The 18,217-nt window shown below is 66.8% G+C and carries 21 protein-coding genes; 8 read left to right on the top strand and 13 right to left on the bottom strand.

The genetic code is table 11. From position 1 onward, the window contains the following. The first annotated feature begins 8 nt into the window (after positions 1 to 8). The 5 genes from ACFXOO_RS11090 to ACFXOO_RS11070 all read left to right on the top strand — a co-directional run bounded on the left by ACFXOO_RS11090 (position 9) and on the right by ACFXOO_RS11070 (position 4,345). Positions 9 to 896 carry a branched-chain amino acid ABC transporter permease gene (locus ACFXOO_RS11090; protein WP_378842087.1) on the top strand — a complete coding sequence of 296 codons (888 nt, stop codon included), beginning with the start codon at positions 9 to 11 and terminating at the stop codon, positions 894 to 896. Continuing rightward, complete coding sequence (locus tag ACFXOO_RS11085) at positions 893 to 2,005, top strand: branched-chain amino acid ABC transporter permease (RefSeq protein WP_394563542.1); 1,113 nt, start codon at positions 893 to 895, stop codon at positions 2,003 to 2,005. Before ACFXOO_RS11090 ends, ACFXOO_RS11085 begins: the two co-directional genes overlap by 4 nt. A gap of 8 nt (positions 2,006 to 2,013) precedes the next feature. Beyond that, entirely contained in the window at positions 2,014 to 2,778 is a 765-nt protein-coding gene (locus tag ACFXOO_RS11080; RefSeq protein WP_394563540.1) for an ABC transporter ATP-binding protein, read from the top strand. After that, a complete protein-coding gene (locus ACFXOO_RS11075) occupies positions 2,765 to 3,454 on the top strand; it encodes an ABC transporter ATP-binding protein (RefSeq protein WP_394563538.1) in 690 nt (229 codons plus the stop codon). The genes ACFXOO_RS11080 and ACFXOO_RS11075 overlap by 14 nt, the downstream gene beginning before the upstream one ends. Before the next feature lie 90 nt (positions 3,455 to 3,544). Beyond that, positions 3,545 to 4,345: a FadR/GntR family transcriptional regulator gene (locus ACFXOO_RS11070; RefSeq protein ID WP_394563537.1), complete on the top strand. Its 801-nt coding sequence runs from the start codon at positions 3,545 to 3,547 to the stop codon at positions 4,343 to 4,345. Between the two features lie 27 nt (positions 4,346 to 4,372). Here the strand turns inward: ACFXOO_RS11070 and ACFXOO_RS11065 are convergent, their stop codons facing one another. The 3 genes from ACFXOO_RS11065 to ACFXOO_RS11055 all read right to left on the bottom strand — a co-directional run bounded on the left by ACFXOO_RS11065 (position 4,373) and on the right by ACFXOO_RS11055 (position 7,087). Continuing rightward, positions 4,373 to 5,299, bottom strand: coding sequence for a hypothetical protein (locus ACFXOO_RS11065; protein WP_394563536.1), 927 nt, complete (start codon positions 5,297 to 5,299; stop codon positions 4,373 to 4,375). A 73-nt stretch (positions 5,300 to 5,372) separates the two neighbouring features. Then, on the bottom strand, positions 5,373 to 6,290 hold the full coding sequence (locus ACFXOO_RS11060; protein WP_394563534.1) for an SDR family NAD(P)-dependent oxidoreductase: 918 nt from the start codon (positions 6,288 to 6,290) through the stop codon (positions 5,373 to 5,375). Next, complete coding sequence (locus tag ACFXOO_RS11055; RefSeq protein ID WP_378852465.1) at positions 6,290 to 7,087, bottom strand: SDR family NAD(P)-dependent oxidoreductase; 798 nt, start codon at positions 7,085 to 7,087, stop codon at positions 6,290 to 6,292. Before ACFXOO_RS11055 ends, ACFXOO_RS11060 begins: the two co-directional genes overlap by 1 nt. Positions 7,088 to 7,141: 54 nt before the next feature. On the opposite strand from ACFXOO_RS11055, the gene ACFXOO_RS11050 reads away from it, so the two are divergent. Continuing rightward, the gene (locus ACFXOO_RS11050) at positions 7,142 to 7,759 is read left to right on the top strand and encodes a TetR/AcrR family transcriptional regulator (protein ID WP_394563532.1); all 618 of its coding nucleotides are present in this window, start codon (positions 7,142 to 7,144) and stop codon (positions 7,757 to 7,759) included. A 21-nt stretch (positions 7,760 to 7,780) separates the two neighbouring features. Here ACFXOO_RS11050 and ACFXOO_RS11045 read toward each other — a convergent pair whose 3' ends face one another. The 5 genes from ACFXOO_RS11045 to dnaB all read right to left on the bottom strand — a co-directional run bounded on the left by ACFXOO_RS11045 (position 7,781) and on the right by dnaB (position 11,752). Then, a complete protein-coding gene (locus tag ACFXOO_RS11045; RefSeq protein ID WP_378852469.1) occupies positions 7,781 to 8,614 on the bottom strand; it encodes a formate/nitrite transporter family protein in 834 nt (277 codons plus the stop codon). A gap of 105 nt (positions 8,615 to 8,719) precedes the next feature. Next, positions 8,720 to 9,289 (bottom strand): dihydrofolate reductase family protein, encoded by a 570-nt coding sequence (locus ACFXOO_RS11040; protein WP_378842108.1) that lies wholly within the window; start codon positions 9,287 to 9,289, stop codon positions 8,720 to 8,722. A gap of 144 nt (positions 9,290 to 9,433) precedes the next feature. Then, complete coding sequence (locus ACFXOO_RS11035) at positions 9,434 to 9,814, bottom strand: TfoX/Sxy family protein (RefSeq protein WP_394563531.1); 381 nt, start codon at positions 9,812 to 9,814, stop codon at positions 9,434 to 9,436. After that, positions 9,811 to 10,203, bottom strand: coding sequence for a VOC family protein (locus ACFXOO_RS11030; RefSeq protein ID WP_378852471.1), 393 nt, complete (start codon positions 10,201 to 10,203; stop codon positions 9,811 to 9,813). The genes ACFXOO_RS11035 and ACFXOO_RS11030 overlap by 4 nt, the downstream gene beginning before the upstream one ends. Before the next feature lie 181 nt (positions 10,204 to 10,384). Beyond that, positions 10,385 to 11,752 (bottom strand): replicative DNA helicase, encoded by a 1,368-nt coding sequence (gene dnaB, locus ACFXOO_RS11025; RefSeq protein ID WP_378842166.1) that lies wholly within the window; start codon positions 11,750 to 11,752, stop codon positions 10,385 to 10,387. Between the two features lie 590 nt (positions 11,753 to 12,342). Here dnaB and ACFXOO_RS11020 point away from each other — a divergent pair. Next, positions 12,343 to 13,386 (top strand): hypothetical protein, encoded by a 1,044-nt coding sequence (locus ACFXOO_RS11020; RefSeq protein WP_394563530.1) that lies wholly within the window; start codon positions 12,343 to 12,345, stop codon positions 13,384 to 13,386. A gap of 81 nt (positions 13,387 to 13,467) precedes the next feature. After that, on the top strand, positions 13,468 to 14,844 hold the full coding sequence (locus tag ACFXOO_RS11015; protein ID WP_394563529.1) for a chaplin family protein: 1,377 nt from the start codon (positions 13,468 to 13,470) through the stop codon (positions 14,842 to 14,844). 132 nt (positions 14,845 to 14,976) lie between these two features. On the opposite strand, the gene rplI is transcribed toward ACFXOO_RS11015, so the two are convergent. The 5 genes from rplI to ACFXOO_RS10990 all read right to left on the bottom strand — a co-directional run bounded on the left by rplI (position 14,977) and on the right by ACFXOO_RS10990 (position 18,216). Then, a complete protein-coding gene (gene rplI / locus ACFXOO_RS11010) occupies positions 14,977 to 15,429 on the bottom strand; it encodes a 50S ribosomal protein L9 (protein WP_378842172.1) in 453 nt (150 codons plus the stop codon). 11 nt (positions 15,430 to 15,440) lie between these two features. After that, positions 15,441 to 15,698, bottom strand: a complete 258-nt coding sequence (gene rpsR, locus ACFXOO_RS11005) for a 30S ribosomal protein S18 (protein WP_378852477.1) — start codon at positions 15,696 to 15,698, stop codon at positions 15,441 to 15,443. Positions 15,699 to 15,772: 74 nt separating this feature from the next. Further along, positions 15,773 to 16,291, bottom strand: coding sequence for a single-stranded DNA-binding protein (locus ACFXOO_RS11000; RefSeq protein ID WP_378842176.1), 519 nt, complete (start codon positions 16,289 to 16,291; stop codon positions 15,773 to 15,775). Between the two features lie 4 nt (positions 16,292 to 16,295). Then, positions 16,296 to 16,679, bottom strand: a complete 384-nt coding sequence (gene rpsF, locus ACFXOO_RS10995) for a 30S ribosomal protein S6 (RefSeq protein ID WP_378842178.1) — start codon at positions 16,677 to 16,679, stop codon at positions 16,296 to 16,298. A gap of 193 nt (positions 16,680 to 16,872) precedes the next feature. Beyond that, entirely contained in the window at positions 16,873 to 18,216 is a 1,344-nt protein-coding gene (locus tag ACFXOO_RS10990) for an MFS transporter (RefSeq protein ID WP_378852484.1), read from the bottom strand. Position 18,217: the final 1 nt, after the last annotated feature.

Below are 18,217 nucleotides of genomic sequence, written 5' to 3'. Positions count from 1 at the left end.
CGGCGATCGTGAATCTCAACGGCCTCACCCAGATCATCGCGAGCGCCATCGCGACGGGTGCGCTCTACGCATTGCTGTTGTTCGGCATCCTGATCGTGTATCGGGTCAGCAAAGCTGTCAACTTCGCACACGGCGCGCTCGGAATGATCGCTGCGCTGATGACCTACACCCTTGCGGGTGAATCCGGGCTGCCGGTGTGGCTCGCGATCGCCGCCGGACTCGTCGTTGCAGCTTTCATCTCCTTCGCGACGGATCGGTTCATCCTCGAGCCGATCAGTCGCAAGGCAGGACGAGAAGGTCTCGACCTGGTTGTGACGCTCGGCATACTGCTCTTCCTCACCGCGGGGGCGGAGGCGCTCTTCGGAACCTCGACGAAGTCCTTCCTCCCCCTTGGCACGGATGTGCCGGTGGTGATCGGCGACCTGTACCTGAACATGAACCAGATCGTCGTCACTGTCGGGGTCCTGCTGCTCTTGGCCGGCTTCGCCTGGTTCCTCAACAAGACGCCGTCCGGCCTCGCGATGCGCGCCGTCGCCTCCGACCACTCGCTGGCTTCCAGCGTGGGGCTGAACGTCAGCACCGTGCGCGCTCTGACGTGGGGCTTTGCAGGTCTCACGGCCGGAATCGTCGGCATCGTCGTGGCCAGCCGGCTCTCGCTCGACGCCTACTACATGACGCCATTTCTGATCAAGGCGGTCATCGCCGGCATCATCGGAGGACTCGACCGCTTCGTCGCTCCGCTACTGGTCTGCTTCGCCCTCGCAATCTTCGAGGGGTGCGCGGCCTTCTTCCTCGGCACGAACTTCGCCGTTCCGGCGGTGTTCGTGCTCGTCATCCTGCTCCTGGCAATCCTGCCGAAGCGGTTCCTTTCCGAGAGAGGCGTGGTACGCGCATGACCGCTACGACACTCGAGACGTCGAACCCGACGCCTGCACGCGACAGCTGGGTGCTGCCCTTCACCGAACGCGCCAAGACCCTCGTCCGCCGCTCGCAGTTCGTCTCGCGTCGGCAGACCCTGATCGTCTCAATCGTCACCGGCGGTGTACTGCTGGCCGGGCCTTTCGTCCTCAACAACTATTGGCTCTATCAGGCCTCGATCCTCATCGCGTACTCGATTGCCGTGATGGGCGCTCGGGTGCTGTTCGGCATGGCAGGAATCCTCTCGCTCGCGCAGGCGACATTCGTCGGCATCGGCGCTTACACCGCAGCGATCGCGGCGAGCGTGTACCAGCTGATCGGCATCTACGAGCTTCTGCTCGTCATCGCTGTGTCGATGCTCGCGGCGCTGATCGTCGGCATCCCCGCTCTCAGGGTAAGCGGTCTGCGTCTCGCCCTGCTGACACTGGCGGTCGGCGAACTCTTTCAATGGCTGCTCGTCCAGGGCCGTTCGATCACCGGAGGCGCCCAGGGAATTCCAGTCGCCTCGTTCTATATTCCCGGGGTCGATACCACCGACCCGGTGTTCCTGTACGGCATGTGCGCGGTCTTCGCCGTGGTCGCCACCGCCACGCTCGGACATCTGCCTTTCACTCAGCTCGGACGCAATATGGCGGCGGTCCGCGAATCGCTTTTCGCGGCGCGAAGCGTCGGTGTTGCGGTCAACCAGACGAAGCTGATCGCGTTCGTGATCGCCGGGCTCTGCGCCGGCATCTCTGGATTTCTGGTGGCTCACACCTCGCAATCCGTAACACCGACGAACTACGACATGTTCTCGTCGGTCTACATCCTCATCGGGGTGATCCTCGGCGGAACGAGCTCGACCTATGGAGCGTGGCTGGGTGCGGCATACGTGTCGATCGTTCCGCCGATCTTCGCCGCGATGAACGCCGACCGTGTGTATGTCCTCCTTTCCGGCGCCCTGCTCGTCGCCCTGATCTACGTACTGCCCGGCGGACTCGTGCAGCTCGGGCACCTGACGCGAAGGTGGGTGACGGCCGCTCGCGGGCGCGGGCGCAGAGAGACCGTCGCTGTAGCGGCGGCCACTCCGAGCGGAGTAGACCGATGAGCGCGGTCATGGAGGTTACGTCGCTCGGTATGCGCTTCGGCGGTCTCGTTGCACTCCATGACGTGTCTGTCACGCTCGAGGGCCAGCAGGTCATCGGGCTGATCGGACCCAACGGGGCGGGGAAGAGCACACTGCTGAACGCCCTCTCGGGGTTCGGCACCCCTACGGAAGGCTTCGTGCGTCTGGACGGCGAGGAGACGACGAAGTTCACGCCACAGCAGTACGCAAAAGCCGGGCTCGTTCGCAGTTTTCAGACGGCTCAGCTGCTCGAAGACGAAACGGTCGTGAGCAACCTGCTGCTGGGCCGCCAGCGCTTCACGAAGGCCGGGCCGCTCCGGCAGATGTTCGGGTGGCCGACCCACGCGAGAGCGGAGCGGGCTTGGCTCGACCAGGCGTACGCCACGCTCGATCTGCTGGATCTCCTCGAATTCGCCGAGGCCAAGGCATCGTCGCTCTCTTCGGCGACGCGGCGCCTGGTCGAGATCGGTCGCGTACTGATGGCCGAGCCGCGAATCGTCTTCCTCGACGAGCCGGCGGCAGGGCTGGATGCATCGAGCCGCGAGCAACTCGCCGAGGTACTCCGCAGCCTGCCCGAACGAGCCGGGTGCTTGATCGTGCTCGTCGAACACGATGTGAACATCGTACGAAAGGCCTGCGGTCGCTGCATCGCCTTGTCAGCCGGTCACATCCTCGCCGACGGGCCCACCGAGGAGGTCCTTGATCGTCACGACGTACGCGTCGCCTACTTTGGAGAGTCGAATGCTGTCGCTTGAGCATGTTCAGGCCTGGTACGGCCGCACCCAGGCACTGTTCGACGTGTCACTCGAGGTGGTTCCCGGCGAAGTGCTCGCGCTCGTCGGCACAAACGGTGCCGGCAAATCGAGTACGATCCGTGCGACTCTGGGCTTGATCCACTCCAAGGGTACGGTGACGATGTACGGCACCGACGTAACGGCCTGGTCGACGCATCGACGGGTGCGCGAATTCAGCATCGGCGTTGTGCCCGAATCCAAGAGCCTCTTCCCTGCCATGACCGTGCGCGAGAACATGCTTGTTGGTCAGACGCGCACGAACGCGCGCAACCTCGACAGAGCGATCGGAGTCTTTCCGATGTTGGAATCGCGGCTGTCGACAGATGTCGGCGCTCTCTCCGGGGGACAACGGCAGATGGTCGCCCTAGCGCGAACTCTCATGCGTACGCCGCGGATCCTGCTGCTGGATGAGCCGGGGCTGGGACTCGCGCCGGTGATCGTCGACGACATATACGCGCGGATCCGACAGCTGCTGAACCCGGACCTGGCCGTCGTGCTCGTCGAACAGAGTGCTGCGCGGGTTGCGAGTCTGGCCGACCAGGTGCGCCTGATCTCCATCGGCCGCAGCGGTGATCAGGTGGCCGCCTCGGACGCAGAAGGACTCCGGCGCCTGGAAGCGATCGCGTTCGGCGGGTGATCACCTATTGCCCGGATCTGCGGTGAATGGTGTTACCATTTTGCCACTCCACCTGACTGCAAGGACCACGTGATCGAAGAGGATGCGTCTATGGCTCCCACCACCGTCGACTCCGCAATCACTGGCAGTGCCGACGCTTCGCTTCCAGAATTAGACAAGCCCGCGGCGTCGACGTCTCGTCCAGACGATGAAGGTGCCAACCCCGGCCGCTTCGACGATGAGATCTCGTCGGCACTGCGGGAGTTGGTCAACGCGCTGGAGCCTGGCGCGCGTCTGCCGAACGAGCGCGAACTCGCCGAAGATCTCGGCGTGAGCCGCAACGCCCTCCGCGATCGCGTGCGCCTTCTGGAGGCGGTCGGCGTGCTATCGCGACGACAGGGCTCGGGGACGTATGTCGAGAAATCGTTCAATCCTGATGGGCTCGTCTTCGCGATGGATCTTCTGGTCACGACGGGGCAGCTGAAGCACGCCGACCTGCAGTCCGTGCGTGTCGCACTCGAGCGTCAGGCGGCAGTGCAGGCCGCGAGCGGCGCGGCGGCACCCGAACTGATCGCCGAGATGCGCTCGGCTATCGCGGCACTCTCTGACAAGTACGACACGCCTGAGATGGTGCCGGACGACGTACGCTTCCACCGCGCGCTCGTCCGCTCGGCGAACAACCCGGCGCTCTCCTTTTTCGCGGATGCCCTACGCGGCGTGCTGGTGCGCGCCACAGAACAGGGCTCGATCAATTGGCGCGAGCAGCGGATCGGCAGGCGACTGCTCGTCGCTGTGCACGAAGACATCATTGACGCGATCGAGGAACGCGATCCCGTCGCAGCATCCAATGCCGTCGACGAGCATTTCGCACTGCACGAGCGCGTCGTCGGTCGAGCGGGCTTCGGCACCTAGTCAGCGCCCACAGCTGCAGCCTTGCGATCAGGCGGGATGAGGGGGCGCGCTCGTTCGATGCACGCGGCGATGACTCGTGACCAAGGATGCCGCCAGCATGAGTGCCATCTCGCAGAGGAGGCTTCCGAGGGCAGGCACAACCGCCAGAGGGCCAGCAACCTGCAGAGCCGTGGATGCCGCCAGCGCGTCATTCTTATAGCCCGCGGCCAGCGCCGCCGCGGGCCGCAGCGAACGCGCACGCCCGACGAACAGCACCCCCAGCCCGACACTCAAAGGTACCCGCGACGCGCCGGCCAGTAGGGCCAACAGGATCACGCCCGCTGACACGACCCCACCCGTCAGCGCGGCGTTGATCGCGCTGCCGAAGACGTACGTGGTGATGGTCATGCTCACCGCGACGATCGCCGTACGAACGTGCGCGGGTACGCGCCGGATGAGGCGTCCGAATACTATTCCCAGCGTGCCAGGAATGATGAGTCCCACGAGCATCGCGACGATCAGGCGCCCGATGTCGGTCGCTCCGCCGAAAATCACCACAGCGAGCACAGGGGTGATGATGAGACCGCACAGGTAAGCCAGAAGAGCGAAAGCCGTGATGGTCGACGGAGCCGTGCGGGCCGCCGTCGCATAGGCGGGCAGCCCCGCAGCGGTTGGCACGATGGCGAGCCAGATGAGCCCGATCGCCAGCGGGGTGGACTTCACTGAGTCGGGAAGGAAGATCCACGCTGCCAGGTAAGGAACCGTCGCTGCCGCGTGATGAACCACCAGCAGCCTCACGGCATCGGAGCGCTTCTTCGTATCAGTGAGCCAATCCGGGCTGAGGCCGCCGACAGCGGCCAGCGTCTGCGCGAATATGGCCGGCCAGAGGATCAGATTCGTGTCGAATCCGGCGGGGATGACGAGTCCGGAGCCGAGCCCGATCACCATTGCTGCAAGCAAGATGAACGTCGCCATGAGGCTTTTCACCAAAGACATGCGACCCCCGAGTGGTAGTACCAATCACTCTAGAGCCTCGGTAGCGAGAATGCTATTCGGCGATCAGCTCGACGGACACGTCCCACAGCCGAGCCGCGGCGACGGGGTCGAGAGCGTGCGGCACGACCCCGTGCAGGCCATCGACGATCTGCGTGACGATCGCGGCGGGGTGGCAGTCCTCGAAGTAGACCGGAGCGCCCGGGGTCAGCGGTGCCCGGGTGGCGACGTACACCGACGTCGCAGCCCCCTGCGCCGCCGATTTCGTCGGATAGCGTCGCTTCATGTCGGCGAGCACGGCCGGATCCCAGTGCCGCTGGAGGTTCGTCCAGATTCCGCCGGGCATGACGGCAGCCGCCGTGATGCCGTGAAGCGCCCACCGCTTCGTCACCTCGAGTGCGAAGAGGACGTTGGCCGTCTTCGACTGCCCGTAGGCGAGTCCGGCGTCATAAGGATCTCTGTCGAAGAACATGTCGTCGAAACGGATGCCGCTGGAGGCGTGACCGCTCGAGCTGACGGAGACGATCCGGGCGTCTCCGGCCTCGATCAGAGCCGGGAGCAGAGCCGTCGCGAGCGCGAAGTGACCCAGGTGGTTGACCGCCATGTGCATCTCCCAACCCCTCCCGGTCCGGAGTTCGGGGACGTGCATGATTCCGGCGTTGTTCACCAGCAGACCCAGCGGCCCCGACCATCCCGCGGCGAAGTCGCGCACGGAGACGAGATCTGCCAGGTCGAGTTTCGCGACGCGCACATCGCGGTTGCCGGTCGACGCGCGGATGGACTTCGCGGTGCGCTCTCCTGCCGAGATGTCCCTCACCGCAAGGGTGACGGTCGCGCCTGCGGAGGCCAGCGCGCGTGCGGTCTCGACGCCGATTCCTGAACTGGCACCGGTGACGATGGCAGTCCTGTCGCGCAGATCGAGCCCGTCGACCACTTCCATCGCCGTGGAGTCAGCCCCGTATGCAGCGGACATCAGCCGACTCGCGTGCTGGCGATCCCGCCATCGACGTCGAGGACCGTGCCGTGCACGAACGCCGCCTCGTCCGATACGAGGTAGCGGACGCCGAAGGCGATGTCCACCGGTCGGACGGGCTGTCCCGCGACCGTGACGGCGGTCATCGCGGCCAGTACGTCTGCACTTCCGGCGTTCCCCGGCGTGCTCGTCACGCCGGGCGCCACCGTGTTCACACGCACCCCGCTGGGCCCGAACTCCGCCGCCCAGGTGCGGGTCATCTGCTCGATCGCGGCCTTCGACCCGGTGTACATGGCTCCGAACGGAACGCCGACCCGCGACATCCACGAGCCGATGTTGACGATCCACCCGGCTCCCCGGCCGGCCATCGCGGGCGCCAGTTCCCCGACGAGCACGTGGGGCGCGCGCACATTGATCGCCAGCACGGCGTCGAGGTCGGCATCGGCCAGTTCCGGGGTCGGTGTCGCGGGGTAGATGCCGGCGTTGTTGACGAGGATGTCGACGCGGCCACCGAGCAGTCGCGTCGCTGTGGCAGCGAACTCGCGCACTTCCTCGTAGCTGCCGCCGAGATCGACGGTCACGGCGTGAGCGACGCCACCCGAAGCGGTGATCCGGTCCGCCACGGCCCGGGAGCGAACCGCATCGCGGCCGCTGATGATCACGGCGGCGCCCGACGCCGCCAGCACCCTGGCGATCGCCTCGCCGATCCCGCTGCTCGAACCGGTGACGATCGCCGTTCGCCCGGACAGGCGATGGTCGGTGGGGAGGGACGCGAGGACTTCTTCGTTGGACTGCATGGTCCATTCCTATCACACGCTGGACCGAACGGTCCATTCGTCTAGAGTGGGGTGATGGACGGGACGAAGATCACCGAGCGGGGCCGCCTGACCCGCCAGCGGATCATCGAGGCCACAGGCGAACAGATCCTCGCTTCGGGAATCGGTGGCACCACGTTGGACACGGTGCGGGCTGCGACGCTGACCAGCAAGAGCCAGCTGTTCCATTACTTCCCCCACGGCAAAGCCGAACTGGTGCGCGAGGTCGCCGAATGGGAAGGGCGGCAGCTCTGGGAAGCCCAGGAACCCGAGATCGACGATCTCGGCTCATGGGCGTCGTGGGAGCGATGGCGCAGCAGGCTCGTGGACTACTACATCGGCCGCGGCCGCTGGGCGTGCCCCATCGGATCACTCGCGACCCAGGCCGCCTTGACCGACCCCGACCTGGAGCGCGCGATCGCCGCAAGCATGCAGGCCTGGCGCGAGGCGCTGGCCGCCGGGGTGCGCCGCATGCAGGAGGCCGGAACAGTCGACAAGACCGCCGATCCCGACCGGATCGCGACGGTCATCCTCGCGGCGATCCAAGGCGGGCTCATCCTGAGTCAGCCCGAGCGGTCGGCCTGGCCTCTGGAGGCGGCTCTCGACAGCGCCCTCGCGCCGCTCCACATGGCGATCAACCACGAAGATCGGTGAACCGCCGCTGACCCGACGACCTCACTCGCGATGGAAGCGGCGATCGTCGTTCGCGTAGGCGTAGTAGAGGCCGATCAGGAGCCCTCCGCCGACGTAGTTGCCGAGCAGGACGATGCCGAGGTTGCCGAGGGCGGGTCCGATGTCGATACCCTCCTGCAGCCCCACGATCGAGAACAGGACGGTGTTGGCCACCGAGTGCTCGAAGCCCACGAACGCGAAGACGAAGACGCTGGCGATCATCACGAGCATCTTGCCGACATCGCTTTTGATCAGCCCGTTGTAGACGAGCAGCATCGCGAGGTTGATCATGAAGTTGCAGAAGATCGCGCGCACGAACAGGTCGCCCCATCCCGCGACGCCTTCGGCGAGATACGACAGCTTGTGGTCGACGGCTTGCATCATCTCGACGCCGACCTCGCCGTCGCCCAGCGTCGAGAACCTGACAAGGACCGCGACGAACAGACCGCCGACGATGTTGCCGGCGTAGCAGAGCACCAGGATGCGCATGAGGCGCCACCACGCCGCACTCCGGTAGTACGCACCCACCGTGACGATCATCATGTTCGACGTCAGCAGTTCGGATTTGCTGTAGTAGATGAACACCAGCGCGAACCCGAACACCACCGCGCCGACCATGTGACCGATGCCGTCGAGCTCCCCTCGCGCAATGTCATCGAAGGCCGCGAGGACCGCGTAGTAGGTCAGGTACATCACGCCGATGATCGCGCCCGCCATGGCCGCACGCATCAGGTAGATCCGGATCAGGGCACCACTCATGACCGTCTTGGTGTCGAGCGCGGTCAGCACGGTCGAAATGAACTGCTTGCCGGGGAACAGCTGACTCTGGTCGGTCATGCGGCTAGGTTGTCACGGATCCGGAGCCGCCTGCGGGTGTTCCTGAATCGCGAGAAGACGGGATCGTCGTTCGGAGGGCGGTCGAGGCGGCATCGGCGGGTCAGGTCACGCCGTGGCGTGCGCGGGCCGATAACGCAGGGCGATCGCACCCGACCGGAACTCCCGTCGATCGACCAGCTCGAGCTGGACACGTTCCTGCAGACCGGCGAGCAGAGTCGGCCCGTGTCCAGCGAGGACCGGCTGCACGACGAACTCGTACTCGTCGATGAGGCCCCGCTCCGCCAGCGCGAGGGGAAGTGTCACTCCCCCTACCCACAGACCCGCGCCGGGCTCCTGCTTGAGCTGCCTCACGGCTTCACCCACATCGCCTCGGAGCAGGTCGGCGTTCCAATCCGGTGCCTCCAAGGTGCTCGACACGACGTACTTCTTCGCCCGGTCGATGGCCTCGGCGAACGGGACCTCCGACTCCTTCATCCAGTCGGGCCACACGCCCGTCGGCGGCTTCCGCCACGCCGACTCCATCATCCCGTAGGTCACACGGCCGAAGAGAAGAGCATCCGCCCGTTCCATCTCCGTCGTCCAGTGGCGCATCGACTCCGCGTCCGGGGAAAGACCCGCCTCGTGGTGGACGCAGCCGTCGAGAGTCACGTTGATCGAGTATCGAAGCGGTCTCATCCCGTTACCCCGTTCCACGGACGGTCGCGTGCCATGGCGAAAGATTATCCCCGCAACGGAGCGTTCGAGCCGCCAGATGAATAGGTACGCCTGCGGGCTGAGCACGGAACCGCCGAGTGGCAAGCGGGCCTGTCAGCAATCAGGTCACCGTTTGGACGGGTCGGTCGCCGAGCGGCGCGGCTTCTTCGCCGCGCGGTGCCGAGCGGAGCGCCCTGCTCTCGTGAGCCACAGCTGCAGCAGTTCATCGTCGTCGATGTCGGATGGCGCCAGCGTGACGTAGGTCTTGCTGGGCGGGTCGGTGGGGGTGTGCCGCATGGGTTGAGCGCCGGGCCGAGCGAGGAGTTCATCTCTTTCTGCACCCTCGACCTTTATCCCGAACCCGCCCGGCGACAGGGAGACGAAGGGCAGTTCGTCGGCGTACCCGATGAAACTGCCCATCATCGCCCGCGTTCGTACGGGGAACGGCAGAGTGTCGCTGATCTCGATGAGACGCCTGCGGAGCGCGTCTACGGAAGGGTCGGTCACCGGCCCGGGCCGTCATCCGCGTCGAGCGGCGCAGACACGTGTTCGTATGTGGGGTTCTCGATCACGCCGAAGATGGAACCCCCGACTTCGGTCACCGTCGCGACCCGGATACCTCCTCCGACATCGGTTGCCCCCTCGCGCACCTTCGCTCCCTGCTCGAGCAATTGCCGCAGTGCGATGTCGACGTTCGCGACGCCCCAGTATGTGATCGGGCCATCCTCAGCCGATGCTGCCGGACGGAGGGCGAGTTCGTATCCCTGAACGAGGAAGCCGACATAAAAGGACTTGTCGAAGTACGGGTCGTAGCCCAGCACCGCCGACCACCACTTCTTCGACTCAGCCAAGTCTGGCGCAGGGTAGATGACCGTTCGAAGGCCGAGAAGCTTCATGACAGCCCTTCCTCTTGCAATGACATGATCAGCGAGGCGAGGTCAGTCGAACTGTAACGCCGCGGACCGACATCGGCCGCGCCTCCGAATACTCATCTCAGTGATCCGGCTACCGCGGCAACCAGAGGTCGTGCGCGAACATCGCTGCGAAAACGGCCTGCGACGCCGGCTCACACGTGTGTCAGGCCCCGGCCGCCATGTCCGTGAAGCGCGAGAAGTGGCCCTGGAAGGCGACCGTGATCGTGTCGGTCGGCCCGTTGCGGTGCTTCGCGACGATCAGGTCGGCCTCGCCGGCGCGCGGGCTGTCCTTCTCATACGCCGACTCGCGGTGCAGCAGCACGACCATGTCGGCATCCTGCTCGATGGAGCCCGACTCGCGCAGGTCTGACAGCGCGGGCTTCTTGTCGGCACGCTGCTCGGCACCGCGGTTCAGCTGAGAGAGCGCGACGACGGGCACTCCGAGCTCCTTCGCGAGCAGCTTGAGGGCACGCGAGAACTCCGAGACCTCCTGCTGGCGCGACTCGACGCGCTTGCCCGAGGTCATGAGCTGCAGGTAGTCGATGACCACCATCTTCAGACCGACGCGCTGCTTGAGGCGCCGGCACTTCGCACGGATCTCGACGAGGGTCATGTTGGGACTGTCGTCGATGTACAGCGGTGCGTCATTGATGCGCCCGCGGACGGACGCGATCGTCGTCCAGTCGCGGGAATCGAGCGTCCCCTTGCGCATGTTCTGCAGGGGCACCGATCCTTCGGCGCTCATCAGGCGCATCGCGATCTCGCTGCGCCCCATCTCGAGCGAGAAGAAGATCGTGGGCATGTCGTGCTTGATGGCAGCGGTGCGTGCGAAGTCCAGCGCGAGGGTGGACTTACCCATGGCGGGGCGGGCCGCGATGATGATCATCTGGCCGGGGTGCAACCCGTTGGTGAGCTGGTCGAGACCCGAGAAGCCGGTCGGAATGCCGGTCATCTGGCCGTCTCGCCCGCGGGCGGCCTCGATCTCCTCGACGGCGGCATCGACGGCGGTGAACAGCGGCACGTAGTCCTCCGCGGCATCCGCCCCCGTCACACCGTAGATCTCGGCCTGTGCGTTGTTGACGAGGTCGAGCGCTTCGCCCTCGCCGGCGTAGCCCATCTGGACGATGCGGGTACCCGCCTCGACGAGACGACGAAGCAGCGCGCGCTCCTGCACGATCGTCGCGTAGTAGCCGGCGTTCGCGGCCGTCGGCACGATCGAGGTGAGCGTGTGCAGGTAGTCGGCCCCGCCCGCGCGTTGCAGTTCGCCGCTCTTGATCAGCTCGTCGGTCACGGCGACGACGTCGGTCGGCTCGCCGTGGGAGTAGAGCGTCATGATCGCGTCGAAGATCAGCTCGTGCTTCGGGACGTAGAAGTCCGCCCCGCGCAGCGTTTCGATGACGTCCGCGACCGCGTCCTTCGACAGCAGCATGCCGCCCAGCGCGCTCTGCTCCGCCAGCAGGTCATGAGGGGGGGTGCGCTCAGGGCGCCGGGGTCCACCCAGGCGCTCCTCAGAGATGTCGGCGATCGACATGCACTTCCCTCCTCGACCCATCGTGATCGGGACGCGCGCGTGGGCGCGCAGATGACTGCGGTGAACGGGATGCCGGGCATCCGTTCTGCGTACTCTCAGCAGAGCACGTCCCTCCGACATCGTCTGCGACGACAATTCGGCACTGTCCCCGATGGGCCGAGCACCACGCTAGGCACGGGGTCGTGCCGGCGCAAATCACCCTGTGGATAACACTGTGGACAATCTGCGCGAAACGCCGTGCAGCTTGTGCATAACGTCTGTGGATAACTCCCCGACACGGCTCGGAGTCAACTTTTATTCCGCCTCCGACCAGCCCTTTTCATGGACACCGTGTGTGGATTCTCGTGTGGTTGAAGTGCTTCTTGAGAGTTGCGGCGCGTGCCGAGTTGTGCACAGGCCGTCCGTCCGCGGAACGACGGGACGGCGTCCCCCAGACGGGGGACAAGCCCTGGAGCGGGACGGCGGCGGTCCCGCCGAAGTTCGAAACAGGTGCTGGACACCGTGGCCGCAGAGGAGTAACTTCGTGGCTCCAGGCACCCGCGAAGTCGTATTCCACTCGGAATGCGCGATTAATCGTCGTGGAGGTGAACGTGGAAACCGCAGAATCGCATGGCCGTCACCGGCTCGTGCTGATCGCACTCAGTGCCGTCGGCGTCGCGTTCGCCTGGCTGGTCATCTCCCTCTTCGGCGGCATCGGCGCGTCCGACGCCCGCGCCGATGACTCCGATCCCTCCGGCCTCCTCGGCGGCGTCACGTCGCTCGTGGACGAGGTGGCGAGCGGCGCCACCGCCACCACCACCCAGGCCGTCACCCAGGCCGTCACCGCCGTGGTGGAGCCCGCCGCGGCCACCGTGACGACCACGGTGGCGCCGGTCGCCGCTCCGGTCGTCCAGGTCGTTCAGCCCACCGTCGAGCCCGTCGTGGCTCCCGTGGCACAGGTCGTCGCCCCCGTCACCCAGGTCGTCGCCCCCGTCACCGAGGCCGTGGCCCCGGTCGTCACAGCGGTCGAGACCGTCGTCGCCGACGTATCGGTCGGCGCCGTCGCTGCGCCCGTCGTCGATGCGGTCGCATCGGTTCCCGTGGTCGGCGGCGTGATCTCCACGCTGGGTGTGGACACGGCGGTCACCTCGACCGCGTCGACCATCGACCGGATCGTGGACACACTCACCGGGTTCGTGCCGGACGCCGGACCGGTGCTCTCCGCACCGCCCGTCATCGGTTCGCCCGTCCTAGGAACGTCACCGCTCGCGGGACTGGCCGCCACCGGCCAGCCGATGTCGTCGATGCTCCGCGGCCTCGCCGACCCCGCCGCGGTCGCGCACACAACGGCCACTCGTCAGGCTCTCACGTCGACCGCATCGACGGCGCCGCTCGCCTCAGACGCGTCGGCGTCGGCATCCGCATCTGTCACGCCCGGCGGCGGCTCCGAGCCGGCCGCTCCCACCCTCTTCCCCGGCCCCTGCGGCGTCGGGGGCATGTCCTCCGCGGGATCCGGCTCGTCCGGTTCCGGCGGCGCAGCCCTGCTCGCCTTCGGTCCGCTCCTCGTACACCGTGCCTGGGTACGTCGACGCGCACCACGGGATGATCAGGTGCCGCCCGCGCCCGCGGCATCCACTGACGTCTCTCCTGACTGACTGACGCCCGGCCGTCCTCGACGGCACGCGTCAACGCGCATTCGCGCATCCATTTCAGTCATCTCAAGGAGAAACATCATCATGAACATCCAGCTCAAGCGAGCCCTGTGGGGCACGCTCATCGCCGGGGGCATCACGCTCCTGGGCGCGTCGGTCGCCAACGCGGCCGAGACCACCGGAGAAGACGGCCTGCTGTCCGGCACCCAAGCGGTGCTCAACGTCGCCGTGCCGGTCACGATCACCGACAGCGCGATCTCGATCGTCGGCGACTCATCGACCTCGTCGGCTCCCGCCCCCGCAGCACCTTCGGCGCCCGCGCCGTCGGTGGAGACGAGCGGCGCCGACGGTGTCGCCTCGGGTAGCCAGGCCGTCATCGACGTGCAGGTGCCGGTGACGGTCAGCGGAGTCGCCGTCTCGGTGCTCGGCGACTCGTCGAGCACCCAGACCGCGCCGGCGCCCACAGCGCCGGCGCCCGCGGCTCCTGCTGTTCCGGCGGCTCCCGCTCCGCAGCAGGCTCCGGAGGCCACCACCTCGGGCGCCGACGGGATCGGCTCGGGAACTCAGGTGATCGCGCCGGTTCAGGTGCCGATCACGGTGGAGAACACCGCGGTCTCGGTCATCGGCGACAGCACGACGACGGATGCCGCATCCCCGGCACCTGCCGCCGCGCCGATCTCTACGGCCCCCGTCACGAACGGAGCCACGACGGACGGCTCCGACGGCATCCTCAGCGGCACCCAGGTGATCGCACCCATCACGGCACCCCTCACCGTCGCCGGAGACGCCATCTCCGTCATCGGGGACGCCACCAGCACGGGCGGAAACGCACCCGCGGGCCCGACCGGCACCACCGGTCGCACCGCCACGACGGACGGCTCCGACGGCATCCTCAGCGGCACCCAGGTGATCGCACCCATCACGGCACCCCTCACCGTCGCCGGAGACGCCGTCTCCGTCATCGGGGACGCCACCAGCACCGGCGGCGCCGGTGTGCCGTCGACCACCGGGGTTGCCACGCCCACGGCCACCACGAGCGGGGCGGGCGGCATCCTCGGCGGCACGCAGTTGGTGATCCCCGTCACGGCGCCGATCACCGTCACGGGAACGGCCGTCTCGGTCATCGGTGACAGCACGACCGAGACCGGTACGACCCCGGTCACGCCGACGACACCCACCACGCCCACCACGCCGGTCACCCCGGTTACGCCGGTCACCCCGACGACGCCGGTCACCCCGACGAACCCGGTCACGCCGACGAACCCGGTCACCCCGGGCACGACGACCACGCCGGCCGCCACGACCGCTTCTGCGGTGGTGCGTGCGGCAGCCGCCCAGGGTGGCGCACGCACCGCCTTGGCGGCCACGGGCGGCTCGGACGGCTGGTTGCTCGGCCTGCTGGGCATCGGCCTGACGCTGGCCGGAGCGGGGGCGTTCGCCGCCCGCCGGCGCACCGCGTGAGACACGTCGGGGACTGCGGCGCCTGGCCGCAGTCCCCGACGAATCACCGTGGAAACAGCGGATGCCGCGGACCCTGGTGGGTCCGCGGCATCCGCGGTTCATCAAGGCTGCGCAGAACGCAGCTCGGCGGAACTACTTCGCAGCGACCACCGAGAGGGTGATCACGGCGGTCAGATCGTCGCGCAGACGGATCGTGGCCTCGTGCTCGCCCACCGACTTGATCGGCGACGTGATGTGGATCTTGCGCTTGTCGAGGTCACCCAGACCGGCGGCCTTGACCGCGTCGGCCACGTCACCGGTCTTGACGGAACCGAACAGACGCCCTTCGGCACCCGCCTTGACCGACAGCTTGACCTTGTTGGACTCGAGCGAGTCCTTCAGCGCCACAGCCTCTTCGTGGTCGTGGATCGCGCGGGAGTCGCGGGCGGCGCGGATCGACGCCACCTGCTTCTCGCCACCGCGGCTCCAGGCCACGGCGAAGCCCTGGGGGATGAGGTAGTTGCGGGCGTACCCGTTCTTGACCTCGATGACGTCACCGGCGCTTCCGAGCCCGGCGACCTCGTTCGTGAGAATCAGTTTTGCCATGTCGGTGCTCCTCAGCGGCCAGCGCCGGCGTACGGCAGGAGGGCCATCTCGCGAGCGTTCTTGATCGCCTTCGCGATCAGACGCTGCTCCTGCACCGACACTCCGGTGATACGACGGGCGCGGATCTTCCCACGCTCCGAGATGAACTTGCGAAGCGTGGCGACATCTTTGTAATCGATGAGTCCGACGCGGATCGCCTTCGCGGGGGCGGCGTTCTTGCCACCCTTGAGGCGGGGCTTGCGGCGGTCGCCGCTCGACTTTCCAGCCATTGTCTTCCTTCAGTGAGTTTGTCGGATGCTGCGCTCAGCGCGTGACGCGGGAACGCGGCATCCGGAATCTGTAATCAGAACGGGGTGTCGTCGCCGTAAGAGCCCGGAGCGCTCCAGGCGTCGGCGCCGCTGTTGGCGTTACCGCCGGTGGAGGACCCGGGGGTCGACCACGGCTCGTCGGCGACCTGCTGGGGGCGGGACTGTTGTCCGCCTCCACCGCCGCCACCGCTCGCGGCACGCGTGATCTGCGCGGTCGCGTATCGCAGCGACGGGCCGATCTCGTCGACCTCGAGCTCGATGGAAGTGCGCTTCTCGCCTTCCTTCGTCTCGTAGGACCGCTGCTTCAGGCGACCGGTCGCGACGACGCGGGAGCCCTTCGTCAGCGAGCCGGCGACGTGCTCGGCGAACTCGCGCCACACCGACGCGCGGAGGAACAGCGCTTCGCCGTCCTTCCACTCGTTGCTGGCACGGTCGAAGTTGCGCGGCGTCGACGCGATCGTGAAGTTCGCGACGGGGAGTCCGCCCTGCGTGTAGCGCAGTTCGGGATCAGCCGTGAGGTTGCCCACGACGGTGATGATCGTCTCGCCGGCCAACGGGCTACGCGTCCTGCTTGACGGGCTTGACGGGACGAGCGGCCTTGCGGGCCGCCTTCTCGTCGGCGCGCTGCTTCTCGGACGCGATCATCGCGATCGCCTCTTCGGCGCGGAGCACCTTGGTGCGCATGATGGTCTCGTTCAGCTTCAGCTGACGGTCGAGCTCCTGCGTGGCTGCGCTGGTCGCCGTGAAGTTGACGACGGCATAGATGCCCTCGGTCTTCTTGTCGATCTCGTAGGCGAAGCGTCGCTTGCCCCACACGTCGACCTTCTCGATCGTGCCGCCATCGTTGGTGATGACCTTCAAGAACTTGTCGAGGCTCGGGGCGACGGTGCGCTCATCGATCTCGGGGCTCAGAATGACCATGAGTTCGTACTGGTGCGTCACTAACCCACCTCCTTCGGACTAGAACGGCTGTCGGGCATTTCCCGGCAGCAGGAGGGTGTGTGCACGTGTCACGGGCTTCTGCGGACTGGGCCGCCGCCGGACAACCTTCACATCGTACCGGATGTCGGGCATCCGCGCGATTCCGGCCGATTCGACCGTGTCAGGAGTCTTCGCCGGGCGTCGGGGCGGAGGGCTATCGGCCGGGCCCGCCGAGGCGGTAGAAGAGGAACGGGATCGCCGAGATCACGCAGCTCACCGCGGGCACCAGGGTGATCGCGATGAACACCGTGTTCTGCATCGAAGGCGTGATCTCGACGCCGGCCTCGTACCCGGCGAGCACGATGAAGACGCCGAAGACGAGAACGGCGAGCGCGCTCATGACCTTCGACACGAACGTCAGCGTCGAGAACGAGATGCCGTCGTTGCGCACACCCGTGCGCTGCTCGATGTCGTCGACGGCATCGGCGATCATCGTCGTCTGCACGACCACGAAGACGCCGAGCGTGAGTCCGGTCAGGAAGATGAAGACCATCATCCAGATGATGTCGTCGAAGCCGACGACATACATCAGCACGTAGAAGAGCGCCCCGGCGGCGGAGCTCCAGAGGATGAGCGACCGCCCGCTCATCCGACGGAGCATCAGCGGTGTCAGGAACGACGAGAGCACCATGCCCACGATGATGGCTGCGCCGATCAGCGTGAAGTACCCCTCGTCGCCGTACGCGATGACGACGAACACCGCGCCACCGGCCTGCACGATGTAGCGCCCGAAGCCGAGCACCGAACCCAGCAGCACCATCAGCAGCGGGGTGTTCTGGAACAGCGTCGAGAACAGCTCGCGGAACGTCAGGCGCCCCCGATCGCCGAGCGCCTTCTCACGGGTGTTGACGAAGGCCAGCAGGTACATCCCCATCCCCAGGACGGATGCCGCGGCCACCGCCAGGGTCCATCCGGTCGCCGTCGTCTCGGGCGAGAAGCTCAGAGCCAGCGCGAGCCACGGCATGCCCAGGGTTGCGAGCCCCAAGGCGATCGCTCCGAAGGCGCGCACGTGGGAGATGACCCGGACGCGTTCGGACGAATCGGGGAACGCCGACCCGATGAGTCCCCAGAAGGGCACGTCGCACACCGTGTAGGCGAAGCCCCAGACGAAGTAGCAGATGCCGAAGAACAGCAGCTTGCCCGCCTCGGAGACGTCGGGAATCGCGAACAGCAGCGTCGAGAGCACGGCCACCGGGACCGCCGAGAAGAGCACATACGGGCGCATCTTGCCCCACCGACTGCGGGTCATGTCGACGATGCTGCCCATGACCGGGTCGCTGATCGCGTCGGCGAGCTTGGCGATCGTGATGATCGCGGTGACCACGACCATGCCCTCGACGCTGATGCGCGCGTACTGCAGCAGGTACACCAGCAGGAAGGTCGTCACCGTGGTCAGGACGATGTTCTGGCCGAAGCCGGCGACGACGATCGAGATGCGCTGGGTGCGCGGTCTCAGCACCCGCGCACCGCTCGGCGCGCGCACACCGGTCTCGGTCATC

The sequence above is a fragment of the Microbacterium sp. P03 genome (assembly GCF_043556235.1).
Classification (GTDB): Bacteria; Actinomycetota; Actinomycetes; order Actinomycetales; family Microbacteriaceae; genus Microbacterium.
The sequence above is the reverse complement of the archived record's forward strand: the minus strand, read 5'-3'. Positions and strand labels throughout refer to the sequence as shown.